This window comes from Hydrogenophaga sp. FG152 (assembly GCF_057809615.1).
Map to the genome: position 1 here is coordinate 124,594 of NZ_JBMDKH010000012.1, position 24,313 is coordinate 148,906.

At 66.7% G+C, this 24,313-nt stretch carries 26 protein-coding genes and 2 tRNA genes; 23 read left to right on the forward strand and 5 right to left on the reverse strand.

Features of this window, described 5'->3' with window-relative positions:
• Window positions 1-36: 36 nt before the first annotated feature.
• Window positions 37-1,335, reverse strand: a complete 1,299-nt coding sequence (gene xseA / locus ACODTB_RS15615) for an exodeoxyribonuclease VII large subunit (RefSeq protein ID WP_488929470.1) — start codon at window positions 1,333-1,335, stop codon at window positions 37-39.
• Window positions 1,336-1,693: 358 nt separating this feature from the next.
• Between xseA and ACODTB_RS15620 the strand changes: the two genes are divergently transcribed.
• The 6 genes from ACODTB_RS15620 to adk all read left to right on the forward strand — a co-directional run bounded on the left by ACODTB_RS15620 (window position 1,694) and on the right by adk (window position 5,699).
• Complete coding sequence (locus ACODTB_RS15620; protein ID WP_291117079.1) at window positions 1,694-2,341, forward strand: MotA/TolQ/ExbB proton channel family protein; 648 nt, start codon at window positions 1,694-1,696, stop codon at window positions 2,339-2,341.
• Entirely contained in the window at window positions 2,338-2,772 is a 435-nt protein-coding gene (locus ACODTB_RS15625; RefSeq protein WP_291117082.1) for an ExbD/TolR family protein, read from the forward strand. Before ACODTB_RS15620 ends, ACODTB_RS15625 begins: the two co-directional genes overlap by 4 nt.
• Window positions 2,773-2,791: 19 nt before the next feature.
• Complete coding sequence (lpxK, locus tag ACODTB_RS15630) at window positions 2,792-3,862, forward strand: tetraacyldisaccharide 4'-kinase (RefSeq protein WP_291117085.1); 1,071 nt, start codon at window positions 2,792-2,794, stop codon at window positions 3,860-3,862.
• Between the two features lie 35 nt (window positions 3,863-3,897).
• Window positions 3,898-4,104, forward strand: coding sequence for a Trm112 family protein (locus tag ACODTB_RS15635; RefSeq protein WP_291117088.1), 207 nt, complete (start codon window positions 3,898-3,900; stop codon window positions 4,102-4,104).
• Entirely contained in the window at window positions 4,101-4,886 is a 786-nt protein-coding gene (gene kdsB, locus ACODTB_RS15640) for a 3-deoxy-manno-octulosonate cytidylyltransferase (protein WP_291117091.1), read from the forward strand. The genes ACODTB_RS15635 and kdsB overlap by 4 nt, the downstream gene beginning before the upstream one ends.
• Window positions 4,887-5,042: 156 nt before the next feature.
• Complete coding sequence (adk, locus tag ACODTB_RS15645) at window positions 5,043-5,699, forward strand: adenylate kinase (RefSeq protein WP_291117094.1); 657 nt, start codon at window positions 5,043-5,045, stop codon at window positions 5,697-5,699.
• Between the two features lie 61 nt (window positions 5,700-5,760).
• On the opposite strand, the gene ACODTB_RS15650 is transcribed toward adk, so the two are convergent.
• The 3 genes from ACODTB_RS15650 to ACODTB_RS15660 are packed head-to-tail and all read right to left on the reverse strand — an operon-like array spanning window position 5,761 to window position 7,637.
• A complete protein-coding gene (locus tag ACODTB_RS15650) occupies window positions 5,761-6,243 on the reverse strand; it encodes a DUF6152 family protein (RefSeq protein WP_488929471.1) in 483 nt (160 codons plus the stop codon).
• A gap of 10 nt (window positions 6,244-6,253) precedes the next feature.
• Complete coding sequence (locus tag ACODTB_RS15655; RefSeq protein ID WP_291117098.1) at window positions 6,254-6,673, reverse strand: hypothetical protein; 420 nt, start codon at window positions 6,671-6,673, stop codon at window positions 6,254-6,256.
• Between the two features lie 4 nt (window positions 6,674-6,677).
• Window positions 6,678-7,637 (reverse strand): asparaginase, encoded by a 960-nt coding sequence (locus ACODTB_RS15660; RefSeq protein WP_488929464.1) that lies wholly within the window; start codon window positions 7,635-7,637, stop codon window positions 6,678-6,680.
• Window positions 7,638-7,778: 141 nt separating this feature from the next.
• Here ACODTB_RS15660 and lexA point away from each other — a divergent pair, with 141 nt between their 5' ends.
• From lexA to ACODTB_RS15675, 3 genes are all read left to right on the forward strand, one after another.
• Window positions 7,779-8,456: a transcriptional repressor LexA gene (gene lexA / locus ACODTB_RS15665; RefSeq protein ID WP_382163966.1), complete on the forward strand. Its 678-nt coding sequence runs from the start codon at window positions 7,779-7,781 to the stop codon at window positions 8,454-8,456.
• A gap of 141 nt (window positions 8,457-8,597) precedes the next feature.
• Complete coding sequence (locus tag ACODTB_RS15670) at window positions 8,598-8,963, forward strand: hypothetical protein (protein ID WP_291117108.1); 366 nt, start codon at window positions 8,598-8,600, stop codon at window positions 8,961-8,963.
• Between the two features lie 114 nt (window positions 8,964-9,077).
• Window positions 9,078-10,085 (forward strand): D-2-hydroxyacid dehydrogenase family protein, encoded by a 1,008-nt coding sequence (locus ACODTB_RS15675; protein ID WP_291117111.1) that lies wholly within the window; start codon window positions 9,078-9,080, stop codon window positions 10,083-10,085.
• A 70-nt stretch (window positions 10,086-10,155) separates the two neighbouring features.
• Here ACODTB_RS15675 and ACODTB_RS15680 read toward each other — a convergent pair whose 3' ends face one another.
• Window positions 10,156-12,087, reverse strand: coding sequence for a type IV pilus assembly protein FimV (locus tag ACODTB_RS15680; RefSeq protein ID WP_291117114.1), 1,932 nt, complete (start codon window positions 12,085-12,087; stop codon window positions 10,156-10,158).
• Window positions 12,088-12,355: 268 nt separating this feature from the next.
• On the opposite strand from ACODTB_RS15680, the gene ACODTB_RS15685 reads away from it, so the two are divergent.
• From ACODTB_RS15685 to ACODTB_RS15750, 14 genes are all read left to right on the forward strand, one after another.
• Window positions 12,356-13,876, forward strand: coding sequence for a 3-hydroxyacyl-CoA dehydrogenase (locus ACODTB_RS15685; RefSeq protein WP_291117117.1), 1,521 nt, complete (start codon window positions 12,356-12,358; stop codon window positions 13,874-13,876).
• 26 nt (window positions 13,877-13,902) lie between these two features.
• Window positions 13,903-14,682 carry an oxepin-CoA hydrolase, alternative type gene (locus ACODTB_RS15690; protein WP_291117120.1) on the forward strand — a complete coding sequence of 260 codons (780 nt, stop codon included), beginning with the start codon at window positions 13,903-13,905 and terminating at the stop codon, window positions 14,680-14,682.
• A gap of 85 nt (window positions 14,683-14,767) precedes the next feature.
• Entirely contained in the window at window positions 14,768-15,487 is a 720-nt protein-coding gene (locus ACODTB_RS15695) for a Crp/Fnr family transcriptional regulator (RefSeq protein ID WP_291117123.1), read from the forward strand.
• 64 nt (window positions 15,488-15,551) lie between these two features.
• Complete coding sequence (locus ACODTB_RS15700; protein WP_291117126.1) at window positions 15,552-16,637, forward strand: phosphotransferase family protein; 1,086 nt, start codon at window positions 15,552-15,554, stop codon at window positions 16,635-16,637.
• A gap of 39 nt (window positions 16,638-16,676) precedes the next feature.
• A complete protein-coding gene (locus ACODTB_RS15705; protein WP_291117129.1) occupies window positions 16,677-17,936 on the forward strand; it encodes an acyl-CoA dehydrogenase family protein in 1,260 nt (419 codons plus the stop codon).
• A 90-nt stretch (window positions 17,937-18,026) separates the two neighbouring features.
• The gene (locus ACODTB_RS15710) at window positions 18,027-18,731 is read left to right on the forward strand and encodes a glutathione binding-like protein (RefSeq protein WP_291117132.1); all 705 of its coding nucleotides are present in this window, start codon (window positions 18,027-18,029) and stop codon (window positions 18,729-18,731) included.
• A gap of 47 nt (window positions 18,732-18,778) precedes the next feature.
• Window positions 18,779-18,855: transfer RNA gene (locus ACODTB_RS15715), tRNA-Pro, on the forward strand.
• Window positions 18,856-18,914: 59 nt separating this feature from the next.
• Window positions 18,915-18,991 (forward strand) — tRNA-Arg (locus tag ACODTB_RS15720).
• Between the two features lie 66 nt (window positions 18,992-19,057).
• Window positions 19,058-19,531 carry a flavodoxin domain-containing protein gene (locus tag ACODTB_RS15725; protein WP_488929465.1) on the forward strand — a complete coding sequence of 158 codons (474 nt, stop codon included), beginning with the start codon at window positions 19,058-19,060 and terminating at the stop codon, window positions 19,529-19,531.
• A gap of 110 nt (window positions 19,532-19,641) precedes the next feature.
• Entirely contained in the window at window positions 19,642-20,829 is a 1,188-nt protein-coding gene (locus tag ACODTB_RS15730; RefSeq protein ID WP_291117138.1) for an ABC transporter substrate-binding protein, read from the forward strand.
• Between the two features lie 97 nt (window positions 20,830-20,926).
• Window positions 20,927-21,790 carry a branched-chain amino acid ABC transporter permease gene (locus ACODTB_RS15735; protein WP_291117141.1) on the forward strand — a complete coding sequence of 288 codons (864 nt, stop codon included), beginning with the start codon at window positions 20,927-20,929 and terminating at the stop codon, window positions 21,788-21,790.
• Entirely contained in the window at window positions 21,787-22,779 is a 993-nt protein-coding gene (locus tag ACODTB_RS15740; RefSeq protein WP_291117143.1) for a branched-chain amino acid ABC transporter permease, read from the forward strand. The genes ACODTB_RS15735 and ACODTB_RS15740 overlap by 4 nt, the downstream gene beginning before the upstream one ends.
• Entirely contained in the window at window positions 22,776-23,540 is a 765-nt protein-coding gene (locus tag ACODTB_RS15745) for an ABC transporter ATP-binding protein (RefSeq protein WP_291117146.1), read from the forward strand. The genes ACODTB_RS15740 and ACODTB_RS15745 overlap by 4 nt, the downstream gene beginning before the upstream one ends.
• A complete protein-coding gene (locus ACODTB_RS15750; protein ID WP_291117148.1) occupies window positions 23,537-24,247 on the forward strand; it encodes an ABC transporter ATP-binding protein in 711 nt (236 codons plus the stop codon). The genes ACODTB_RS15745 and ACODTB_RS15750 overlap by 4 nt, the downstream gene beginning before the upstream one ends.
• Window positions 24,248-24,313 lie beyond the last annotated feature (66 nt).

Here is a 24,313-nt window from a genome sequence, read left to right on the forward strand (position 1 = left end):
CGGCAGAGCGATCAGGGTTTCTCGGCCCTCGGGGATTCAGCCTTCCACCCTCACATCCAGCGGGCCATCGGCCAGCGTCGCGCGCAGCGATTGCCCGGGCCGGGCTTGAGCGGCGCGCGTGAGCGCAGCACCATGTTCGTCGGTGAGAAAGGCATAGCCCCGCTGCAGCACGAGTTGCGGATCGAGCAGGCCCAGCGCAGCCTGGCCGCGCTGCAACCGCTGCCGCTGCGCCTCCAGCGCACGCCGCAAGGATGGCGGCAACTGGGTCTGCAAGGTCTGCAGGCGGTTGTGCTGGCGCTGGATCGCCAGCGAACCGCTGCGCTGCAAGCCGTGCTCCAGGCTGGCCAGGTGCCGCAGGCTGTCGTGGATGCGCCCGGAGGGCCGCCCCAGGCGCTGGGCCAGGCGGTCAAGCCGCTGACCGCGCTGATCGATGTCCGAATAGGCGCCATCGCTCAGGCGTTCCTGCAGGTAGGCCAGTTCACCGAGGCGTTGCACTTTCGTGGGCGCGCACAGCTCGGCCGCCGCCGTCGGCGTGGGCGCGCGAAGGTCGGCCACGAAATCGGCCAAAGTGAAGTCGGTCTCATGTCCGACGCCGCACACCACGGGCATCGGGGCCTGCGCGATGGTGCGCACCAGCACCGGGTCGTTGAATGACCACAGGTCTTCCAGCGACCCGCCGCCGCGCACGAGCAGCAGCACCTCGCTTTCACCGGTGTCGGCATGCCGGCGGTAAGCGGCCTGCAGCGCGATGCACAGCTCGGCAGGCGCCTGTGCGCCCTGCACGGCCGCCGGGTAGATGACCACCGGGATGTGGGGCACCCGCCGCCTCAACGCCGTGACCACATCGCGCAAGGCCGCCGCACCCAGAGACGTGACGATGCCGATGCTGCGCGGCTGCGCGGGCAGCGGACGTTTGCGGGCCTCCTCGAACAGACCCTCGGCCTCCAGCTGGGCCTTGAGCTTGAGGAATTGTTCGAACAGCGCGCCTTGCCCCGCGGGCTGCAGCGACTCGACAATGAGCTGCAGATCGCCGCGCGCACCGTAGACATCGAGCTTGCCACGCGCCTCGACCAGCTGGCCATCGCGCGGGGCAAAACTCAACTGCTCGGCCGAGCGCCTGAACATGGCGCAACGCACCTGGCCGATGTCGTCCTTGAGCGAAAAATAACAATGGCCGCTGGCCGCCCTCGAAAAGCCCGAAAGCTCCCCCCGAACCGCCACCGGATTGAATCGGGCCGAGACGGTGTCGGCCACGGCTCGCATCAGCGGGCCAACTGCCCACACACGCCGCGCAGACGGCTGATCGGCATCGAACAATGATTCAGCCACGCGCATCTCCGGGGCAAATGTGTCCACAAGCCGCGCCGTTGCTGGCGATGTCGAAACACCCTTCAATGGCGCCGTGCGATGCCGCCAAGAGCCTTGATTCCAAAGACATTTGCAGTGCCTGTTTTGTGATCGACGTGTCGCAGGCCCTGCCAGGACGGGGGTTCGTGCGCATCTCGGGTGAGTTTTTCACAAAGTTATCCACAGAATTTGTGCATCGGGGAGGGGAATCGGGCCCGACTGGCTGGACGGCATGGGCAGGGGCCGAATGGTCGGTCCCTTCAGAGGGCCGCACATGGGCCTGAGACATAATCGTTCGCACCCTCAAGGCCACCCGCGTCCGGTGGCACTAGCCTGGAGTTCTGATTTGTTTTCCATCATACAAGCCGCTGGCTGGCCCATCTGGCCCCTGATCGCCTGTTCCGTGCTCGGCATGGCCCTGGTCATCGAACGCTTCGTCAGCCTCAAAACGCGCAAGATCTTCCCGCCCAAGCTGCTCGACGAAGCCATCATGGTCTCGCGCAACGGCATCCCGGGCCCGGACGTGGTCAAGCAGCTTGAACAGAACTCCGTGCTGGGCACGGTGCTCGCCACCGGTTTCCGCACCTACAACGTCAACCCGCGCGCCACCGAAGACGACCTGCGCGCCAGCCTGGAAGGCGCGGGCCGCGAGGCCGCCGCCAAGCTGCAGCGCTACCTGGGCGCGCTGGCCACGATCGCGTCGGCCGCGCCCCTGCTCGGCCTGCTCGGCACCGTCATCGGCATGATCGAGATCTTTGGCTCGCAGGCGGTGGACACCGTTGGTGCCGTGCCCGGCATGGGCAACCCCGGCCAGCTCGCGCACGGCATCTCGATCGCGCTATACAACACCGCGTTCGGCCTGATCATCGCCATTCCCGCGCTGATCTTCTGGCGCTACTTCCGCGCCCGGGTGGACAGCTACCTGCTGGCCATGGAACTCGCGGCCGAGCGCTTCGCCCGGCACCTGCTGAGCCTGCGGAAGCCCACGCTATGAACTTCCGCACCGGTGAGCACGACGAGCCCGAGATCAACCTGATCCCGTTCATCGACATCTTGCTGGTGGTGCTGATCTTCCTGATGCTCACCACCACCTACAGCAAGTTCACCGAACTGAAGGTGAACCTTCCCGTGGCCGACGCGCAGGCGCCCAAGCAGAACCCGCGCGAGATCGTGGTGGCGGTGGGCAGCGACGGCCGCTACTCCATCAACCGGCAGGTGCTCGAGGGCGCGGGCGTCGAGGTCCTCACGCGCGTGCTCTCGGAAGCCTCACAGGACAACCGCGACACGGTCATCGTCATCAGCGCGGACGCCGCCGCCACCCACCAGTCGGTCATCAATGTGATGGACGCCGCCCGCCGGGCCGGCCTGGTGCAGATCACGTTCGCCACCCAGCAGACGGGTGCCCCCGCCCGCGGCAAACCCTGACACGCCACGGGTGCCCGCCATGAGCCAGGCCCAGGGGCAGACGCGGGAAGCCGCCTGGCTGCGGCGCGCCCAGCAGCGCGGCCCGCTGTCCTGCCTGCTCTGGCCCGTCTCCCTGCTGTACCGCTCGCTCATGGCCCTGCGCCGCTGGCTGTATGCCCGTGGGCTGCTGAAGGTTCACCAGATGGATGTGCCGGTCGTCGTGGTCGGCAACGTGGTGGTCGGCGGTGCGGGCAAGACGCCCTGCACCATCGCGCTGGTCAAGCACCTTCAGGCGCAGGGCTGGCATCCAGGTGTGGTCTCGCGGGGTCATGGCCGGCACGCCACCGTCGTGACCCATGTGCTCGCCGACACGCCAACCAGCGAAGCCGGGGACGAGCCTCTCCTGATTCACCAGCGCACCAGCGTCCCCGTCTTCGTGGCGGCTCGCCGGATCGATGCCGCGCGCGCGCTGCAAGCCACCCACCCCGACGTGGATGTGCTGGTGTGCGACGACGGGCTGCAGCACCTCGCGTTGGCAAGGCAACTGGCCATCGCGGTGTTTGACGACCGCGGCGTGGGCAATGGCTGGCTGCTGCCCGCCGGCCTGCTGCGCGAACCCTGGCCGCCCGCGCGCCACGCGCCGTTCAGGCCCGACCTTCTCCTGCGGCAAGGCCGCGCGGGTGCACCGGCCCCCAAGGGTGTGGCGGCGCCGGACATGCCCGCATTCGGGGCAGTGCGGCAACTGGCCGCCCATGCCATCGGCCCCCGGGGCGAGCGCATCGAACTGTCGCAATTGAAGGGCGAGCCACTGAGCGCGGTGGCCGGCATCGCCCGGCCCGAGGTGTTCTTTGACATGCTGCGGGAGGCCGGCCTCGCCCCCGCGCAGCAGGTGGCCCTGCCGGACCACGCCGATCCGGCGGCCTACGCCGAGCTGGTGCACGGCGCGCGGCACCCCTTGGTCTGCACCGAGAAGGATGCGACCAAACTCTTTGCCCTTTTGCCGGCAGACGGCTCCGTGCAAGCCTGGGCGGTCCCGCTCGAACTCACGCCCGACCCGGCATTTTTCGAGGCGGTCGACGCGCATCTGGCCGCCTGGCGCCCCGCGCCTTGAAACCCGGATCCAGCCGGCGCGACTATCATTCCGCCATGGACACCAAACTGCTCGAACTGCTGGTCTGCCCGGTCACCAAGGGCCCTCTGATCTTCGACCGCGACAAGCAGGAACTGCTCTCGCGCAGCGCGCGCCTGGCCTACCCGGTGCGCGATGGCATTCCCATCCTGCTCGAACACGAGGCCCGCACGATCAGCGAAGAGGAAGCGGCGCGCCCATCGGCCCCCGCCCCGCTCGCATGAGCCTGCCCATCGCGGCGGCCGACTTCACCGTCCTCATTCCCGCCCGGCTGGCGTCCACACGCCTGCCCGACAAACCCCTTGCCGACATCGCTGGCGTGCCCATGGTGGTGCGCGTGGCGCAGCGCGCCATGCTGAGCGGCGCGTCGCGCTGCGTGGTGGCGGCCGACGATCCGCGCATCGTCGACGCCTGCGCCGCCCACGGCGTGCAAGCCCTGCTCACGCGGACCGACCACCCCTCCGGCAGCGACCGCCTGGCCGAAGCCTGCGCCCTGCTCGGCCTGGCGGATGAGGCATTGGTGGTCAATGTGCAAGGCGACGAACCACTGATCGAGCCGACGCTGATCGACGCCGTGGCAGCCGAACTGCGGCGCCGCGACGATTGCGTGATGAGCACCGCCGCCCACGTCCTCGACAGCACGACCGACTTCCTCAATCCCAATGTGGTGAAGGTGGTGCTCGACCGCATGGGCACCGCGCTGTACTTCAGTCGCGCACCCATCGCCTGGTGGCGCGATGGCATGGCATCTGGCCAGCCCATGAGCGCGCTGCCGACCCCTGCGCCACTGCGCCACGTCGGCATCTACGCCTATCGCGCCGGCTTCCTGCGGCAGTTTCCCCAGCTGGAGCCTTCGTCGCTGGAAGCCATCGAGTCGCTGGAGCAATTGCGCGTGCTCTGGCACGGCCACCGCATCGCGGTGCACATGACGGCCCATGCACCGGGCCCCGGCGTGGACACGCCGCAAGATCTTCAACGGGTGCGCGAGCTGCTCGCCAAGGCCTGAATTACGGGGCTTGCGGCGGGCGGCGAAGCCCTTTTCCTGTCAGCCAGAGCGAAGGGTGCCCGTGCTATCCTCGACCGGTCGCCCCGGCTCCCACGCCCTGGGGCCGCCGCTCGAGGCAAGCGGCCAAGCCATTGAAACTCTGAAAAAAGGAAAGCGATGAGACTGATTCTGTTGGGCGCCCCGGGTGCCGGCAAAGGAACGCAAGCCACGTTCATTTGCCAAAAATACGGCATCCCCCAGATCTCCACCGGCGACATGCTGCGCGCGGCTGTGAAGGCCGGCACCCCCCTGGGGCTGCAAGCCAAGGCCGTGATGGAATCCGGCGGTCTGGTCAGCGACGACCTCATCATCAATCTGGTCAAGGAACGCATTGCCCAGTCCGACTGCGCCAACGGCTTCCTCTTCGACGGCTTCCCGCGCACCATTCCGCAGGCCGATGCCATGAAGTCCGCCGGCGTGAAGCTGGACTACGTGCTGGAAATCGACGTGCCGTTCGACGCCATCATCGAACGCATGAGCGGCCGCCGTTCGCACCCCGCCTCGGGCCGCACCTACCACGTCAAGTTCAACCCGCCCAAGGTGGAAGGCAAGGACGACGTGACCGGCGAACCGCTGATCCAGCGCGAAGACGACAAGGAAGAGACCGTGAAAAAGCGGCTCGAGGTCTACAGCGCACAGACCCGCCCCCTCGTCGACTACTACAGCAGCTGGGCGCGCGCGGATGCGGCCGCCGCGCCCAAGTACCGCGCCATCAGCGGTATGGGCTCGGTCGAGGACATCACGGCACGCGCCTTCGAGGCACTGTCGAAGTAAGCCACCCCGGCTTCCCGCAGAACACCCGGCCACGTGCCGGGTGTTCTGCTTTCATGGGAGCTCAAGCCGGACTGGAGCGCAGGCCGTAGACCTTGCCATCCAGAAACACGTACTCGGCGCGCAGGATCGCTTCGCCCTTCTCGTCCTTGAACGTGAAACCCACGGTGGACAGGGAGGCCCCGATCTTGACCTCAGGCATCTGCCATTGCCCCAGGCGGAACAGCGGCGCCAGTTCGATCTCCCAGCGCCGGTCGCGGCGCGTGGGCAGCGCGGTCTTGGCCAGCAGCGCGGGCCCGTCGATGCCCGCCGTCTGGGCAGGCAAAGGGCGCTGGCCAAGGTCGGCCGGCAGGCGCAGGGCCTCGGGCAGCTCCAGCACCAGCTCGGCGTGCGGGTTGCGCCACTTCACGTCGACCACCCGCCCCTCCAGGTAGATCGGCCGGTCCTGGTCGAAGCTGCTCCAGCCATGGTGGGCCAGCGCCCCACCCGCCCACCCCAGACCCAGCCAGGCGCCGGTCCGAATCACATCACGTCTTTGCACGGAGATCTCCTTCCCATCACACGTAACCGATCCAACGGCCGCAGGTCAGCACCAGCAGCCACAAGGCCGACGACAGCAGCATCAGGAGGCGCGCGGCGCGGTCCTGGCGCTGCAGCGATCGGCGGGCGTGGAACCAGCCGGCGTTGCACCCCGCCAGCATGATCAACACCATCTTCGCTGTGAACACGCGATTGGCCAGCAGTTCCCCGGCCTGGGTACCGAACATCAGAAGACCCGAAGCAGCGGCCAGCGCAAAACCCACCGCCACCAGGCCCAGACTCAGTTTCGCCAGAGGCTCCACAGGCAGACTCTGGCCCCAGCCGAACACCCGCAGCTCCAGCAGCGTCAGGTTGCCCAGCAACAGCGCCACGCCCAGCAGATGGGCCACTTCCAGCATGGGGTAAGCCCAGGCGTGGGCACCGAGCGCGGCGAACATCGCATCAATCCATCAGCAGGTCCAGCGCCAGCGCCAACCGGGCCTTGACCGGCGAAAGCCCGGCCGAGTGCTCGAACGGCAGGCCAGCGTGCGGCACCACCCTTCCGCGCGCACAACGCGTTGCGAGCACCACCCGCACCCCTTGCGTCTGCGCGGCATTCAGTGCATCGGACAGCGCCTGGTGAACGGTGCCGTTGCCCGTGCCGGCCACCACGATGCCCCGCAAGGGACGAGCGGCGCCAGGCGCCATCAAGGCCCGCACCAGGCTGCCGTCCGCGTCGGCATGACTGGTCACCAGTTCGACCCGAGGCAGGGCATCGGCCGCCAGGAAGCGGGCCAGGAGGGCTGGATCGTGGGAAGGTACAGAGGCACCCCGGTGTCGGAAACGGCGCACCTCACCCTCCTCCACACAAGCCAGCGGCCCCGCGTCTCCGGAGTCAAAAGCGTCCAGGCGGTAGGTGTGCACCTTCGCCACCTCCAGCGCCCCATGCACCAGCCCGGCACACACCACCACCACGCCGGCCTCCCCCTGCCGCACCACGGCCAGCGCATCAGCAAGATTCTGCGGCCCATCCGGCACCAGCGCGGAAGCCGGGCGCATCGCGCAGGTCAGCACCACGGGCTTGGTGGGCTGGAGCAGGCGCTGGAGCACGAACGCCGTTTCCTCCAGGGTGTCGGTGCCGTGCGTCACGATCACCGCCGACACCTGGGGATCGTCCAGATGTGCCCGGAGTCTTGCCACCAGCGCCCGCCACACCGGCAGGCCCATGTCCTTGCTGTCGACCTGGGCGACCTGTTCCACCTCCAACGGCACGCCGGCCAAAGCCGGCACCGCCGCCACCAGATCGGCAACGCCGACCTGCCCCGCCACGTAGCCCACGTTGTCCCCCGCCTGCGCCGCACGCCCGGCGATGGTGCCGCCCGTGCCCAGGATCACGAGCCGCCGGCCCTGATTTGTGTCCACCACTTGCCAATCCTTGAAAACTGGTTAAAAATACAGATACTGGATAAGAAAACAGGTATCAGCCACTTCCCGCGTTGCTCCTGCTTCCCCAGATGGCGTTCCCCTTGGCCACCACGTCCCGACGAGGTCCTCATGCTCGACATGCCCCATACCGCACCGAAGCTCACCGCCCGGCAGCAACAGATTCTGGAATTGATCCAGACGGCGATCGCGCGCACCGGCGCACCGCCCACCCGTGCCGAAATTGCCAGCGAACTCGGGTTCAAGTCGGCCAATGCCGCCGAAGAGCATCTGCAAGCGCTGGCGCGCAAGGGCGTGATCGAACTGGTCAGTGGCACTTCGCGTGGCATCCGCCTGCGCAGCGAAGACCTGCAGTCCATCAACGATTCGCGCGGGCGCCAGCTTACACTGCCGATCCCCAGCCTGGCCCAGCTGGTGCTCCCCCTGATCGGTCGCGTCGCGGCCGGCTCGCCCATCCTGGCGCAGGAGCATGTGGACCAGACCTACCAGGTCGAGCGCAGCCTGTTCCAGCGCACGCCTGACTACCTGCTCAAGGTGCGTGGCATGTCCATGCGCGACATCGGCATCATGGACGGCGACCTGCTCGCCGTGCAAGCCACGAAGGAAGCCAAGAACGGCCAGATCGTGGTGGCCCGCCTGGGTGACGACGTCACCGTCAAACGCTTCATGCGGCGCCAGCACCTGATTGAATTGCACGCGGAAAACCCCGACTACAAGACCATCGTCGTCGAGCCGGGCGAGCCATTCGAAATCGAAGGACTCGCCGTGGGCCTGATACGCAACAGCTTCCAGCTCTGACCGACCCCGGTCCGTGTCGCCTCAGCAGGTGGCGGGCGTTTGGTCCCGGTGTGTGCGCAACCCACCACAAGGACACATCCCTGCGAAGGCGTTTGATTTTGCAATCCTGCCTGTGTTCAACCCCACCCAATGGAGTTTCGCATGGGAAAAATTTTCAACACCAACACGTGGCGCGCCCCTTTGCAGTTGATCGACTGCTGGTTGCCCTCTCCCGCCCTTCGCCGGGCACCGGCCGCCAACGAGCCCGTGGCCACGCGGGCTGTGCAGCGCTTTGCGCGTGCCGGGTGGCTCAAGCGCGCCAGCACGGCCCGCACGCCACCTGTCTTGCGGGCCGTGCCACCGGCAGCGGACCCTGTGCCTCGTGTGCGCGTGCTGCAGCAGACCGGCCCTGTGGCAGCGCACCGAGCCGGTGTCAGGCTGGTGATATCGGGCCGCATCAACGATGTGTGCGCCGAACTCGATCGACTTGCCGACCAGGAACGCCAGCTGTCCACGCGCGCGGCCTGAACTCGGCCGCCGCCAGAGCACGCGGCCACCCGCCAGGCTCCCGGTGCGCCTTGCCTGCTTGTAACCAGGGGTCAGCGGCCCGGAAGGCCTGGGAGGTGAAGGCACAATAGGGTCATGAATATTGTGATCCTTGATGACTATCAGGACGCTGTGCGCAAACTGCGGTGTGCCGAGAAACTGGAGCCTTACCCGGCCAAAGTCTTCACCAACACGGTCAAGGGCGTGGGCCAGCTGTCCATCCGATTGCGCGATGCCGATGTGCTGGTCCTGATCCGGGAACGCACCGCCATCACCCGTCAGCTGGTTGAAAAACTCCCCCGCCTCAAACTCATTGCCCAGACCGGGCGCGTGGGCGGGCATGTGGACGTCAATGCCTGCACCGAGCGCGGCATCGCGGTGGCCGAAGGTGTGGGGTCACCCGTCTCCACCGCCGAGCTCACATGGGCCCTGATGCTTGCGGCCATGCGCCGCATCCCGCAATACGTCTCCAACCTCAAGCATGGCGCCTGGCAACAGGCCGGGCTGAAGGCTGCGGCCATGCCCGCCAATTTCGGCGTGGGCATGGTGCTGCGTGGCAAGACGCTGGGCATCTGGAGCTACGGCCGCATCGGGCAGATGGTGGCAGGTTACGGGCGGGCCTTCGGCATGCGCGTGGTCGTGTGGGGCAGCGAAGAAAGCCGTGCCCGCGCCGCGTCCGATGGTTTCGACGTGGCCCCCAGCAAGGCCGCCCTGTTTGAAACGGCCGACGTGCTGAGCCTGCATTTGCGGCTGAGCGAGACCAACGCGGGCTGTGTGACACCCGAAGACCTCGCGGCTATGAAGACCTCCGCGCTGTTGGTCAACACCTCCCGCGCCGAGCTCATCCAGCCCGAGGCGCTGATCGCCGCACTGAACCGGGGACGCCCTGGCATGGCCGCGATCGACGTGTTCGAATCCGAGCCCATCCTGCAAGGCCATGCCCTGTTGCGGCTCGAAAACTGCATCTGCACGCCCCACATCGGCTATGTCGAGCAGGACAGCTACGAGATGTACTTCTCCTCCGCGTTCGACAACGTGGTCAACTACATCAAGGGCACACCGACCAATATCGTCAATCCAGGCGCGCTGCAGGTTCGACGCTGATGACGGCGATCGACCTCACCCCAGAAAAAACGCCGGTTGTCACCGGCGTTTTTTCTGGGTACCAAGGGAGTCAGCGGTTGCCATCCGGCTTCGAGCCTGGTTCGTCGTCGGGTGGCATGAAGTCCAACACCTCGAAATCGATCAGGTTGCTCAGGGGCAGGTCCTGGGCGTCACCCGCCTTGGCGGTCGGCTCCACGGGCGGCGACACCTCTGGCAGCAAGGCCTCGAAGGCGGAGAACTCGGAGAGGTCGTTCAGGTTGATGTCCAGGCCCAGGTGGGACGACGCAGGCACCAGCACACCCAGGTCCATCGGCTGGGTGTTGCGGCCGCCAGCAGGCTCTTCAGCGACAGGGGGCTTCCTGCCGGCTGGCGAGCCCGGACGCCGACCGTCGGCCTTCAGCGGTTGCATGCTCGTGTGCCGGAATTCGCTGTGCTTTGCCGCAGGCGGATCGTCTCGCTTGATCAGCTCCTTGGCCATCGCGTGCAGCAGCAACAGCTCGCGGTACGCCTCGAGATCGAACACCTCGACTTCGTCGTCGCTGGCGTCCCGGAAGATCGACTCCTCGATCAGGTCCAGCACCCGGGGTTCGGGCCACAGCGACTGAATGCGGCTGAAGGCCGTTTCGTAGGCCTCAAGGCCTCGGCCACCGTCCGTGTAGCGGTTGAAGGGCGGCGCGCCGGCATTGAAGACGTGGTTGAACTCGTCGCGCAGGGCGTCGTAGTCTTCGCGACGCCCCAGGCGGTGATAAAGCTTGAACAGATCCAGGTAAGCGAGGGGGCTGGGCTCATGGCTCTCTGCCAGGTGGTTGCGCAGCACCTGGATGGCCTGTTCGTCCTCACCCAGAGACACGAAAAAGTCGGCCTGCTGCTGCACGTCGAACAGCTCTTCCGTGGCCACCGAACGGGAGATGCCCAAGGCGCTCGGTGAAAAATCCCGACGGTCGCGCGATGGCAGCGCAGCCGCCGATTCCGGCTGTGCATCGCTCTTGCGCGCAGCGGCGCCATCAAGGGCCTGCAAATCGTCCAGCGACGAATCCTGGTCCAGGTGGAGGTCGAGTTCCACCCCGCCGGGTGCGGGTGCCGCCACCGTCGGGGCGCCCTGGCGCACGGGTTTGCGAAGCTGTGCCGGCATGGTTTTGTCTTCAGGCGTCGAGGACCACCACGCACGGGACGCCTCGGACCCGGCGTGGGCTGGACGGCGGCGCGACGCCATCAGCAGCGCCAGAAGCGTCAGCAACAGCAGCGCGCCCAGCAGGTACACCAGCCAGTTGCGGTAGCGCTGGTCACGCGCCTCGTTCAGCTGGGCGTTCAGCTCTCCAATGCTGTTCTGGCTCTGGGCGCGGGCGCTGCGCAATTGCTCGGTTTCCGCCTCCAGCGCCGCGAGTTTCCGGGCGTCCCGCAGGATGTCTTCCGGCGAGGCGCTGAGAGACTTCCAGAGCTGGCCGGCGGCGGCGCGGGCTTCTTCGGAGGTGGCGGGCTCACTCAGCAAGACGGGCGAGAGCTTGAGCGTCGGGTCGCGCTCGATGCCCGCATCCAGATCGATCGGGTCCAGCTGCAGGCGGGGCGCCGCAGGGGGTGCCGGTGGACGGCGCACGACACTGCTCGCACGGGGCGATGCAGAGGCACCCGGTTTCGCGGCGGGCTTGGGCGCAGGCCGTGCCGATGGCGAAGCCTCAGGCCCAGCCGCAACGGGTGGCCGAGCGCTGGCGGTGCCGCTCCCTACCGGGCTGCCGCCCGCGACACCGGGGCCCGCAGGCATGGAAGGTGCCTGCACCACCGCCGGGGGCGCCACGGCCACCGGGTTGTTGGACCGGTCGACCGATGCCATCGGCTCGTTGAGCGGGTCGGCCAGCAGCACGAAGCGGCGGGTGAAGGCGGTGCCGCAGCCGGCACGCACGTACAAGGTGACGATGGGTTCGTTGATGGGCTGCCGGGTCTGGATGCGCACCGAGGACTCGGTCTCGGCTTTCTGGGGCGTGCTGCGAACCAGACCGGGCGACACTTGCGTGTCGCCAAAGAAGACATCCGCATTGAGGCACTGGTTGGCAAGATCCTCACCCGGAGCGAGAAGAACCTGGACCCGGACATCGAGAGGTTGTCCGATGACAGCTGCACCGCTGTGCCGCCCCAGCGTGGCCGCCGAACTGCCCAGCGCAGTTAATAGCAAAATACAGCCTGTCCATGTCTGGCGCACGTTGGAAGCCCTTCGTTCTTTCGTTGGATCATTTTGTCATAGCTCCAGGCACCCTCATTCCAAATACAACACACTTATGCAACCCATATTTCTTCATACGGGCATCGTCGGGACCGGTGCCATGGGCCGCGGCATTGCCCAGATGGCGGCCCAGGCCGGCAGCCAGGTCTGGCTCTTCGACGTACAAGCCGGCGCGGCGGAGGCGGCCCGCGCCGCCCTTCAAGGCACCTGGCAGACGCTGGTGGGCAAGAACCGCATGGAGGCCAGCCAGATGGAAGACTGCCTGGCACGGGTACACCTGGCCGGCGCGCTGACCGACCTCGCGCCCTGCGATCTGGTGGTGGAAGCCATCGTCGAACGGCTCGACGTCAAGCAACGCCTGTTTGCCGATCTCGAAGCCATCGTCCAACCCGATGCGGTGCTGGCCACCAACACCTCGTCGCTCTCGGTCACCTCGATCGGCGCCGCGCTCAAGCGCCCGGCCCAACTCGCTGGCTACCACTTCTTCAACCCGGTGCCCCTGATGAAGGTGGTCGAGGTCATTGCCGGCCTCAAGACCAGCGCCACGGTCTGCCAGCGCCTGACGGACTACACCCGCCAGTTCGGCCACACGCCGGTGTCGGCACAAGACACGCCGGGCTTCATCGTCAACCACGCCGGCCGCGGCTACGGCACCGAAGCTCTGCGCGTGGTGGGCGAACGCGTGGCCGATTTCGCCACCATCGACCGCATCCTCAAGGACCAGATGGGCTTCAAGCTCGGCCCGTTCGAACTGATGGACCTGACGGCGCTGGACGTGTCGCACCCCGTGATGGAGTCGATCTACCACCAGTATTTCGAGGAGCCGCGCTACCGCCCCAGCGTGATCACCGCCCAGCGTCTGGCTGGGGGCGTGGTGGGCAAGAAGGTCGGCGAAGGCTTCTATGCCTACGACAAGGGCGTGGCCCAGGTGCCGGCCGACGTGGCCGCGCCAACCGTGGCGGAACTGCCACCGATCTGGGTCTCGCCCAAGGCCGCGCGCCGGGCGGAGCTCTATCAGCTGCTCAAGGACCTGGGCGCGCAGATCGAGACAGCCGCTGCACCGTCGGCCGCCGCGCTCATCCTGGTCGCGCCGCTGGGCCTGGACGTGACCACGCTGGCCGCCGTGGAACGCCTGGACGCGTCGCGCACCGTGGGCATCGACATGATGCTCGACGACGCCTCCACCCGCCGCCGCGTGCTGGCCACCAACCCCGCCACCCGGGCCGACATGCGCGACGCCGCTCACGCCCTGTTCGCCAGCGACGGCAAGGCCGTGAGCGTGGTGCGCGACAGCGGTGGTTTCGTCACGCAGCGCGTGGTGGCCACCATCGTCAACATCGCGGCCGACATGTGCCAGCAGGGCATCTGCTCGCCAGCCGACCTGGACGTGGCGGTCACGCTCGGCCTGGGCTACCCGATGGGACCGCTGGCGATGGGCGACCGCATCGGTCCCACCAACGTGCTGGAGGTCCTGTTCAACCTGCAGACGGTGTATGGCGACCCGCGTTACCGCCCTTCCCCCTGGCTGCGCCGCCGTGGCGCGCTGGGCCTGAGCCTGACGCACGAAGAAGCGTGAATCCCGACCGCAAGGACCGACACCGCATGACCGCCAGCCTCAAGAGCCACAGCCATGGCCAGACCATGGTGCTGACCATCAGCAACCCGGAACACCGCAACGCCCTCGGCCCCGACATGTACGCCGCTGGCGTGGAAGCGCTCAACGTGGCCGAAAGCAGCCCCGATGTGCGCAGCGTGGTGCTCACGGGCGAGGGCGCGCACTTCTGTGCCGGCGGCAACCTGCAGCGGCTGCTGGCCAACCGGCAGCAGCCGCCCGAGGTGCAGGCGCAGAGCATCGAGGGTTTGCACAACTGGATCGAGACCATCCGCGCCTTCCCCAAGCCCGTGGTGGCGGCCGTGGAAGGCGCGTGCGCCGGTGCCGGTTTTTCGCTGGCGCTTGCCTGCGATTTGGTGATCGCCGCGCAGAACAGCGTGTTCGCGATGTCGTACAGCAGCGTGGGCCTGTCGCCCGACGGCGGGGCCACCTGGAGCCTGATGCGCGCCCTGCCCCGGGCCACGGCGCTGCAGTTGCTGTTGTGCGGTGAACGCATCGGCGCCGAGCGGCTGCAGCAACTGGGCGTCATCACCCAGACCAGCACGCCAGGGGAAGCGCTGCACGACGCGCTGACGCTGTGCGAACGCCTCAATGCGCGCGCGCCCAACGCGCTCAGCAGCATCAAGGAACTCGCCAACGACGCCCCGACAGTCACCCTGCACGCGCAGCTTTCGGCCGAGCGCGATCATTTCGTGCGCAACCTGCACCACGCCAACGCAGGCGAAGGCATCACGGCCTTCATGGAAAAGCGGGCCGCCAACTACCGTTGACGCGGTCTGCGCGCATACCCTGATCTGTCCGCCGCGTCCCAGTGGCGACAATGAAGGCCACCCTCAGTCACTCAAAAGACAGCCCATGGACGAACCGATTCTGACAATGGAAGAACGCGAGGCGATCAACAACGGTCGCTGGTTCAGCAGCCTCTCACCTTCCCTGCGTCACGACATCCTCCGATGCGCCCACGTCAAGCGATTCAAGGACGGCGACCTCATCGTCGCACGCGGCGACCCACCGACCGAATGGTCGGCGGTCGCCCGTGGGGCGGTGCGCGTCAGTTCGACTTCGCTCTCGGGCAAGCAGATCACGCTGACCTACGTGGAGCCCGGGGTGTGGTTCGGCGATGTGGCCATGTTCGACGGCGACCAGCGCACGCACGATGCCTACGCGCATGGCGCCACCACCTTGCTGTGCGTGGCGCGCACCGATTTCCAGAAGATCCTGGCCGCGCATGTGGAGCTGTACGAAGCGCTCATGCGACTGCAGGCGCGGCGCATCCGCACGCTGTTCGGCCTGGTGGAAGACCTCAACACCCTGCCCCTGCGCGCGCGGCTGGCCAAACAGCTGCTGCACCTGGTGCGCAGCTACGGCGTGCCCTGCCTGGCCGACGGCAGCGAAATGCGCATCGGCCTGCAACTCGCGCAGGAGGAACTGGCGCAACTGCTGGGCGCCTCGCGGCAGCGCGTGAACCAGGAGCTCAAGTCGATGGAGCGCGAGGACGCGATCCGCATCGAACAAGGCGGTGTGGTGGTGCGCAACCGCGACATGCTCATGCGCATCGCCGAAGCCGAGTCCTGACCCCGGCGTTGTCGCCACTGCTGCTTCAGGCCCGTCAACCCACAACGGCCTTGAGCCGCACACCATGAGCGACACTCAGAATTTCGTCGGCACCCGGCCCGTTGCGGCACAACACACCTTCGACGTCCCGGCCCTCGAACGCTGGCTGACAGACCGGCTGCCGGGCTTCGCCGGCCCGCTCTCGGTGGAGATGTTCAAGGGCGGCCAGTCCAACCCCACCTACAAGCTCATCACGCCGCAACGCGCCTACGTGATGCGGGCCAAGCCCGGGCCCGTGGCCAAGCTGCTGCCCTCGGCCCATGCGATCGAGCGTGAGTTCCGCGTGATGAGCGCGCTGCACGGCACGGGTGTGCCGGTGGCGCGGATGCACGTGCTGTGCGAAGACGAATCGGTGATCGGCCGGGCCTTCTACGTCATGGAGTGCGTGGACGGGCGCGTGCTCTGGGAACAGTCGCTGCCCGGCATGGACCGCGCGCAACGCGCCGCCCTCTACGACGAGATGAACCGCGTCATGGCAGCGCTGCACACCGTCAAGCCCGACGCGATCGGCCTGGCCGACTATGGCAAGCCCGGCAACTATTTCGAGCGCCAGATCGGCCGCTGGAGCAAGCAGTACCAGGCCTCCATCACGCAGCCCATCCCGGAGATGGACCGCCTCATGGAATGGCTTCCACAGAACATCCCGGCCATGGCGCGCGACGAGTCCATGGTGTCGGTGGTGCATGGCGACTTCCGCCTCGACAACCTGATGTTCCACGCCACCGAGCCGCGCGTGCTCGCCGTGCTCGACTGGGAACTCTCGACGCTGGGCCACCCGCTGGCCGATTTCAGCTACCACTGCATGTCCTGGCACATCCCGCCCGGCATGTTCCGCGGCATCCAGGGGCTGGACCTGGCCGAGCTGGGCATCCCTTCCGAAGACGCCTACATCTCGCGCTACTGCGAACGCACCGGTATCGCCAGCCCCGGGCAGCTCAAGGCGGACTGGAACTTCTACCTCGCCTACAACATGTTCCGCCTCGCGGCCATCCTGCAGGGCATTGCCAAGCGGGTGGAAACCGGCACCGCGTCCAACGAACAGGCGGTGAAATCCGCCGCCGGCGCCCGCCCCCTGGCCGAGATGGCCTGGGGGTTTGCCAGCGCCCGCTGAACCCCTTCACGCCCACACCCTTTTTCCACTGGAGCCAAGATGAATTTCGACTACACCGACAAGGTCAAGGACATGCGCGAGCGTTTGCTGGCGTTCATGGACGAGCACATCTACCCCAACGAAGCGCGCTTCTTCGCCGAGATCGCCGCCAACCGCGCCAAGGGCAACCCCTGGCTGCCCACCACGATCATCGAGGAACTCAAGCCCAAGGCGCTCAAGGCCGGCCTGTGGAACCTGTTCCTGCCGCGCAGCCCGCGCGCGCCGCAGGGCCTGTCCAACCTCGAATACGCGCCCATGTGCGAGATCATGGGCCGCGTGCCCTTCGCGGCCGAGGTCTTCAACTGCTCGGCCCCCGACACCGGCAACATGGAAACCTTCGAGCGCTACGCCAGCGAAGAGCTCAAGGACGAGTGGCTGGAGCCGCTGCTGCGCGGCGAGATCCGCTCGGCCTTCCTGATGACCGAACCCGAGGTCGCCTCGTCGGACGCCACCAACATCCAGTGCCGCATCGAGCGCGACGGCGACCACTACGTCATCAACGGGCGCAAGTGGTGGTCCTCCGGCGCCGGTGACCCGCGCTGCGCGGTCTACATCGTGATGGGCAAGACCAACCCCGAAGCGCCGCGCCACTCGCAACAGTCCATGATCATCGTGCCGGCCAACAGCAAAGGCATCACCGTGGTGCGGCCGCTGTCGGTGTTCGGCTACGACGACGCACCGCACGGCCACATGGAAGTGGTGCTCAAGGACGTGCGCGTGCCGGTGGGCAACATCCTGCTCGGCGAAGGCCGGGGGTTCGAGATCGCGCAAGGCCGCCTCGGCCCGGGCCGCATCCATCACTGCATGCGCTCCATCGGCGCGGCCGAGCGCGCGCTGGAGCTGATGTGCAAGCGCCTGAACAGCCGCGTGGCCTTCGGCAAGCCGGTGTCGGCCCAATCGGTCTGGCACGAGCGCATCGCCGATGCGCGCTGCCGCATCGAAATGGCGCGCCTGCTCACGCTCAAGGCGGCCTACATGATGGACACCGTCGGCAACAAGGTGGCCAAGGCCGAAATCGCCATGATCAAGGTGGTGGCGCCCAACATGGCCTGCGACATCATCGACATGGCCATCCAGGCCCATGGCGGCGGCGGCGTGAGCGACGATTTCCCACTGGCCTACGCCTACGCCGGCCAGCGCACCCTGCGCCTGGCCGACGGCCCCGACGAGGTGCACCGCCAGTCCATCGCCAAGCTGGAACTGGCCAAGCACATGCTGGTGAAGACCGAGGTCGAGATGCCTGTCACGCGCGGTTTCTGAGCCGGCATGCCGGGAGGGTGAGCACGGGTTTTTGAATTCCCGTAGAGTGGCCTGCTCCTCAGCCACCCTCCCGCAAGAAAGGCAAGTTCCATGATCGACGTCCACTCCTGGCCAACCCCCAATGGACACAAGGTTCACATCATGCTGGAGGAGTGTGGACTGCGGCTCGGCCGGGACTGGCGGGTCCACCCCGTCAACATCGGCAAGGGCGATCAGTTCGAACCGGCCTTTCTCAAGATCAGCCCGAACAACAAGATTCCGGCACTGGTCGACCCCGACGGTCCCGATGGCCAGCCCATCAGCCTGTTCGAGTCGGGCGCGATCCTGCTCTACCTCGCGGCCAAGACTGGCAAGTTCCTGCCCAAGAGCGACCGCGCCAAGTTCAAGGTGCTGGAGTGGCTGATGTTCCAGATGGGCGGTGTGGGCCCCATGCTCGGCCAGAACCACCACTTCCGGCAGTACGCGCCCGAAAAGATCGGCTATGCCATCGATCGCTACACCAACGAAGCCAGGCGGCTCTACGGCGTCATGGACCGGCAGCTCGAGGCGCAGAAGTTCATCGCCGGCAACCAGTACAGCATCGCCGACATCGCGATCTTCCCCTGGCTGCGCAATTGGCAGAACCAGGGCATCGACTGGGCCGACTTCCCGCACCTGAAACAGTGGTTCGACACCATTGCGGCCCGCCCCGCGGTGCAACGCGGCGTGGCGGTGCTGGCCGACGCGCGCAAACCGATCACCGATGACCAGTCGCGCGAAGTGCTGTTTGGCAAGACGCAATACGAAAAACGCTGAGCCCGGCCGGAACACCGCGTTTCAGCAGGTACAATTCGCCGCTTAGTCGGAGCGTAGCGCAGCCTGGTAGCGCATCTGCTTTGGGAGCAGAGGGTCGCGAGTTCGAATCCCGCCGCTCCGACCATTCATCAAGAACAAAAAGGCCCACAGTGTGGGCCTTTTTTACATCGTCAGTCGCCCTGTCTGCCCGTAGCTCAACCGGATAGAGCAGCTGCCTTCTAAGCAGCAGGTCGGGGGTTCGAGTCCCTCCGGGCAGGCCAAGCACCACCTCGGGTTTACCCGGTGCTCAGCCGAAAGTTCATGAAGTATATTGCAGATTCTGCATCATGAACGCCGCTTCCAGTCCCCTCATCATCCTCGTCGGCACGGTGACCAGCACCGCCGAGAACGTGGCACGTGCCATCGAGATGGACTGCGCCGACCTGATCCATCCCATCGAAGTTCAGCGCATGGACGGCCTGGACATCCGCGCCTTCGACCGGGATGCACTATATGTCATATGCTCATCCACCCACGGTGCCGGTGATGTGCCCGAGAACGCGCAAGCGCTCTACCAGTCCCTGGACAGCGAGCCCAGGTACCTGGGCCATGTGCGTTATGGCGTGATCGCCCTGGGCGACAGCAGTTACACCCAGACCTTCTGCAACGGCGGCCTGCGCTTCGACGAGCGCCTGGCCGACCTGGGCGCCGTGCGCATCGGCGACGTGTTTCGCCACGATGCCTCCGACGGCACCGAGGCCGTGGCGGCCGGCGTGGCCTGGTGCCGCGACTGGCTGGCACAGGCTCTGCAGCCCTCTTAAATTCACACATAAATGTTTTAGACCTCAAGTACGGGTAATTCTGGATCGTCAACCCCCTACCCCGCGTCTACAGTGAACCGCATTCCGGCAACCACCCACAGGAGAACTCCATGACCACCCGCCGAATCGTCCTGACCCGCAGCGCCGCCGTGATCGGCGCCGCATCCACCGGTCTGCTGCTGCCCGAGTTGGCACGTGCGCAGTCGGACAAGGTGCGCGTGGGTTTCATGCTGCCGTACACCGGCACCTTCGCCCAACTCGGCGTGGCGATCGAGAATGGTTTCCGCATGGCCCTCAACGAGCAAGGCGGCAAGCTCGGTGGCCGTGAAGTCGAGTACTTCAAGGTGGACGACGAGTCCAACCCCGCCAAGGGCATCGAGAACGCGACCCGCCTGGTGCAGCGCGACAAGGTGGACGTGCTCGTGGGCACCGTGCACTCGGGCGTGCAGATGGGCATCCACAAGGTGGCGCGCGACACCGGCGTGCTCAACCTGATCCCGAACGCAGGCGTGCACGTGGCCACCCGCGCCCAGTGCGCCCCCAACGTGTTCCGCACCTCGTTCACCAACTCGCAGCCCACGCTGGCGCTGGGCAAGGCCATGGTGGCCAACGGCCACAAGAAAGCCGTGTGGATCACCTGGAACTACGCGGCCGGCGACGAAGCCTTCGAGGGCTTCGAGCAGAGCTACACCGCGGCGGGCGGCACCATCATGAAGAAGCTGGGCCTGCCCTTCCCGAACGTGGAATTCCAGGCGCTGCTGACCGAGATCGCCTCGCTCAAGCCCGATGCCGTGGCTTGCTTCTTCGCCGGTGGCGGTGCCGCCAAGTTCATGACCGACTTCGCCGCGGCCGGGCTGAACAAGAGCATCCAGCTGTACGGCTCGGGCTTCCTGACCGAAGGCACGCTGGAGGCCGCAGGCCCCGCAGCCAACGGCGTGCTCACCACCATGCACTACGGCGACTCGCTCAACACGCCGCGCGACAAGCAGTTCCGCCTGGAGTACGCCAAGGCCTTCCGCCTGCAGCCCGACGTGTATGCCGTGCAGGGCTACGACACTGGCCTGCTGCTGATCAAGGGCGCCAACGCCGTCAATGGCGACCTCAACAACAAGAAGGCGCTGTACGCCGCCATGGAAGGCGCCACCATCGACAGCCCGCGCGGCAAGTGGACCATGAGCAAGGCCCACAACCCGATCCAGGACATCTACATGCGCAAGGTCGAGAACAAGGAAAACAAGGTGATCGGCATCGCGCAGAAAGCCGTGGCCGACCCGGCCACCGGCTGCCGCATGGGCTGATCGCCCCCGCCTCACTCGTGCCTCCACAGACCGGCGCCCACAGGCGCTGGTCTGGTTTTTGCTCGCCCTCCTGGCCTGATCCTCACCGCCCCGCTTCATGGACTTCGCCAACTTCCTGATCCAGTTGCTCAACAGCCTGCAGTACGGCCTGTTGCTGTTCATGCTGGCGGCCGGGCTCACCCTGATCTTCGGCATCATGGGCGTGGTCAATCTCGCGCATGGCAGCTTCTACATGCTGGGCGCCTACCTGGCCTGGTTCCTGGTGTCGCAACTCGACAGCCTGGTGCTGGCCATCGTGCTCGGCACGGTCATCGCCGTGGCGTTGGGCTGGTTGCTGGAGTGGCTGCTGTTCCGCCACTTCTACCACCGCGACCACCTGGACCAGGTGCTGCTGACCTTCGGCCTGATCTACATCTTCGAGGAAGTGCGCTCCATTCTCTGGGGCGACGATGTGCACTCGGTGCCGGTGCCCGAGCTGCTCAACTGGTCGATCCCGCTGACCGACAACCTGTCCTACCCGGTCTACCGGCTGGTGATGTCGGGCGTGTGCATCGCGCTCGCCCTCGGCCTGTACCTGCTCATCTCCAGGACCCGCCTGGGCATGAAGATCCGCGCGGGCGCCTTCAACCGCGAGATGACCGAGTCGCTCGGCATCAACATCCGCCTCATCCATGGCGTGGTGTTCGCGCTGGGCGTGGCCCTGGCGGCCATCGCCGGCATGATCGCCTCGCCCGTTTCCAGCGTGTACCCCGGCATGGGCAGCTCGGTGCTGATCATGTGCTTCGTGGTGGTCGTCATCGGTGGCATCGGCTCGGTGCGCGGGGCCCTCGTGGCCGCGCTGCTGGTGGGCCTGGTGGACACCTTCGGCAAGGTGCTGGTGCCGCAGATCGCCGGCATGGCCGTGTACATGCTCATGGCCGCCGTGCTGCTTTACAAGCCTGAAGGGCTGTTCAAACAATGAGTTCGCCCAAAGCCCAGCTGGAAAAGCTGCCGCGCAGCATGCAGGTGATCCTGCTGCTGGGCGCCATCGCCCTCGCCGCCTTTCCGCTCATGCCCCTGACGGGTGTCGACTTCTACCTGCAGATGCTCTCGCAGATGATGATCCTGGCCATCTTCGCGATGAGCCTCGATCTGCTGCAGGGCGTGACCGGCCTGGTCTCGCTCGGCCACGCCGCCTACTTCGGTCTGGCGGGTTACGCCCTGGCGTTCCTCACGCCGGCCGACACGCCCATCAGCCTGTGGTGGGCGCTGCCCGTCTCGGCCCTGGGCGCGGGCCTGGCGGCGCTGATCATCGGCTTCTTCGTGGTGCGCACGCACGGCATCTATTTCATCATGGTCACCATGGCGTTCGCGCAGATGGTGTTCTTCCTGTTCTTCGACAACAAGGCGCTCGGCGGCTCCGACGGCCTGTACGTGAACTTCCGGCCCGACGCCTCGCTGTTCGGCTGGACCGGCATCGACCTGGAAAACAAGACCACCTTCTATTACTTCACCCTGCTGCTGCTGGTGCTGGTCTACGCCTTCCTGCGGCGCCTGCTGTTCTCGCCCTTCGGGCGCGTGCTCGCCGGCATCCGCGTGAACGAGCACCGCATGCGCGCGGTGGGCTACGGCACCTTCGGCTACAAGCTCGCCGCCTTCACCCTCGCCGGTGCGCTGGCCGGTGTGGCAGGCTTCCTGTGGGCCGCGCAGACCGGCTACGTGAACCCCGAACTCATGGGCTTTCACATGAGCGCGCACGCCATCATGATGGTCATCCTCGGCGGCATGGGCAATTTCGCGGGCGCCATCGTGGGGGCCTTCGCGTTCGAGTACGTCATGCACTTCTTCAAGGACCTCACCAAGCACTGGCAGTTGCTGATGGGCAGCTTCATCGTGCTGATCGTGGTGTTCGCGCCGCGCGGCTTGCTGGGTCTGGTGGCGCAGTTCTCCCGCAAGCGAGGTGCCCCATGAGCGAGCTCCTGCTCTCGGCGAAAAGCCTCACCAAGCGCTTCGGTGGCCTGGCCGCCGTCAACGACGTGTCGGTGGACCTGCACCGCGACCGCATCCACGCCGTCATAGGCCCCAACGGCGCGGGCAAGTCCACCTTGACCAACCTGCTTTCGGGCGACCTGCCTCCCACCTCCGGCCGCATCACGCTCAACGGCACCGAAACGGCCGGCAAGAACCCCGAACGCATCTCGCGCCTGGGCCTGGGCCGCAGCTACCAGAAGACCAACATCTTCCTGCCCTTCACCGTGTGGGACAACGTGCGCCTGGCCGCCCAGTCGCGTGAACGGCATGGCCCGTGGAACCCGCTGCGCTGGCTCTCGGCGGCCAGCGCGATGACCGACGTCAACCGCCGCTGCGAACGCGCCATCGAACTCGCCGGCCTCACGGCCCGCGTGGGCGCCATTGCGGGCACCACCAGCCATGGCGAGCAGCGCCAGCTGGAGATTGCCATGACCCTGGCCACCGAACCCACCGTGCTGCTGCTCGACGAGCCTCTGGCCGGCATGGGCCACGCCGAGGCCGAGCGCATGGTGGAGCTGCTGCTGAGAATCAAGAAGGACCACGCCATGATGCTCGTGGAGCACGACATGGATGCCGTGTTCACCCTGGCCGACCGGCTCACCGTCATGGTCAACGGCCAGGTGATCGCCAGTGGCACGCCGGCCGAAGTCCGCGCCGACGCGGGCGTGCAGGCGGCCTACCTCGGCGAGGAGCACGAATGAGCGCGCTGATCCAGGCCAGGGGCCTGCACACCCACTACGGCGCGAGCCACATCCTGCGCGGCGTGGACTTCACCGTCGACAAAGGCCAGACCATCGGACTGATGGGCCGCAACGGCATGGGCAAGACAACCCTGCTCAAGTCGATCATGGGCATCGTCAAGCCCAGCGGTGGCAAGGTGCATGTGAAGGGCCAGGACATGACCGGCGCCCCCACCTTCGAGATCGCCCGCCTGGGCATCGCCTATGTGCCCGAAGGCCGTGGCATCTTCGGCAACCTGAGCGTGCGCGAGAACCTGGTGATGTCGGCCCGGGCCGGCACACAGGGCCAGCGCGAATGGACCTACGACCGCGTGCTGCAGACCTTCCCCCGCCTGGCCGAACGCCTTAACCACGGTGGACAGCAGCTCAGCGGCGGCGAGCAGCAGATGCTCACCATCGGCCGCGCGCTCATGACCAACCCCGATCTGCTCATCCTCGACGAGGCCACCGAGGGCCTGGCGCCCCTGATCGCGCGCGAAATCTGGCGCATCTGCGGCCTGATCCGGGAGAGCGGCATCAGCAGCGTGATCGTGGACAAGAACTGGAAGCACGTCACCCAGATCACCGACCGCAACGTGATCCTCGTCAAAGGAGAGGTGGTCTTCGAAGGCAGCTCGGAACAGCTGCACGCGCAGCCGGAGTTGCTGGAACAGTACCTGGGCGTCTGAGCCGCGGCAACGACCCGGCCCTATTCATCGCGGGGGCTCGTCGCGCGCCGGTAGACATAACGGCCC

What these genes read in the sequence shown, in the direction of transcription:
- xseA (WP_488929470.1), bottom strand. Translation starts at nt 1,335, where the DNA reads ATGCGCGTGGCTGAATCATTGTTCGATGCCGATCAGCCGTCTGCGCGG.
- ACODTB_RS15625 (WP_291117082.1), top strand. Translation starts at nt 2,338, where the DNA reads ATGAACTTCCGCACCGGTGAGCACGACGAGCCCGAGATCAACCTGATC.
- lpxK (WP_291117085.1), top strand. Translation starts at nt 2,792, where the DNA reads ATGAGCCAGGCCCAGGGGCAGACGCGGGAAGCCGCCTGGCTGCGGCGC.
- ACODTB_RS15635 (WP_291117088.1), top strand. Translation starts at nt 3,898, where the DNA reads ATGGACACCAAACTGCTCGAACTGCTGGTCTGCCCGGTCACCAAGGGC.
- kdsB (WP_291117091.1), top strand. Translation starts at nt 4,101, where the DNA reads ATGAGCCTGCCCATCGCGGCGGCCGACTTCACCGTCCTCATTCCCGCC.
- adk (WP_291117094.1), top strand. Translation starts at nt 5,043, where the DNA reads ATGAGACTGATTCTGTTGGGCGCCCCGGGTGCCGGCAAAGGAACGCAA.
- ACODTB_RS15655 (WP_291117098.1), bottom strand. Translation starts at nt 6,673, where the DNA reads ATGTTCGCCGCGCTCGGTGCCCACGCCTGGGCTTACCCCATGCTGGAA.
- lexA (WP_382163966.1), top strand. Translation starts at nt 7,779, where the DNA reads ATGCCCCATACCGCACCGAAGCTCACCGCCCGGCAGCAACAGATTCTG.
- ACODTB_RS15670 (WP_291117108.1), top strand. Translation starts at nt 8,598, where the DNA reads ATGGGAAAAATTTTCAACACCAACACGTGGCGCGCCCCTTTGCAGTTG.
- ACODTB_RS15675 (WP_291117111.1), top strand. Translation starts at nt 9,078, where the DNA reads ATGAATATTGTGATCCTTGATGACTATCAGGACGCTGTGCGCAAACTG.
- ACODTB_RS15685 (WP_291117117.1), top strand. Translation starts at nt 12,356, where the DNA reads ATGCAACCCATATTTCTTCATACGGGCATCGTCGGGACCGGTGCCATG.
- ACODTB_RS15690 (WP_291117120.1), top strand. Translation starts at nt 13,903, where the DNA reads ATGACCGCCAGCCTCAAGAGCCACAGCCATGGCCAGACCATGGTGCTG.
- ACODTB_RS15695 (WP_291117123.1), top strand. Translation starts at nt 14,768, where the DNA reads ATGGACGAACCGATTCTGACAATGGAAGAACGCGAGGCGATCAACAAC.
- ACODTB_RS15700 (WP_291117126.1), top strand. Translation starts at nt 15,552, where the DNA reads ATGAGCGACACTCAGAATTTCGTCGGCACCCGGCCCGTTGCGGCACAA.
- ACODTB_RS15705 (WP_291117129.1), top strand. Translation starts at nt 16,677, where the DNA reads ATGAATTTCGACTACACCGACAAGGTCAAGGACATGCGCGAGCGTTTG.
- ACODTB_RS15710 (WP_291117132.1), top strand. Translation starts at nt 18,027, where the DNA reads ATGATCGACGTCCACTCCTGGCCAACCCCCAATGGACACAAGGTTCAC.
- ACODTB_RS15725 (WP_488929465.1), top strand. Translation starts at nt 19,058, where the DNA reads ATGAACGCCGCTTCCAGTCCCCTCATCATCCTCGTCGGCACGGTGACC.
- ACODTB_RS15730 (WP_291117138.1), top strand. Translation starts at nt 19,642, where the DNA reads ATGACCACCCGCCGAATCGTCCTGACCCGCAGCGCCGCCGTGATCGGC.
- ACODTB_RS15735 (WP_291117141.1), top strand. Translation starts at nt 20,927, where the DNA reads ATGGACTTCGCCAACTTCCTGATCCAGTTGCTCAACAGCCTGCAGTAC.
- ACODTB_RS15740 (WP_291117143.1), top strand. Translation starts at nt 21,787, where the DNA reads ATGAGTTCGCCCAAAGCCCAGCTGGAAAAGCTGCCGCGCAGCATGCAG.
- ACODTB_RS15745 (WP_291117146.1), top strand. Translation starts at nt 22,776, where the DNA reads ATGAGCGAGCTCCTGCTCTCGGCGAAAAGCCTCACCAAGCGCTTCGGT.
- ACODTB_RS15750 (WP_291117148.1), top strand. Translation starts at nt 23,537, where the DNA reads ATGAGCGCGCTGATCCAGGCCAGGGGCCTGCACACCCACTACGGCGCG.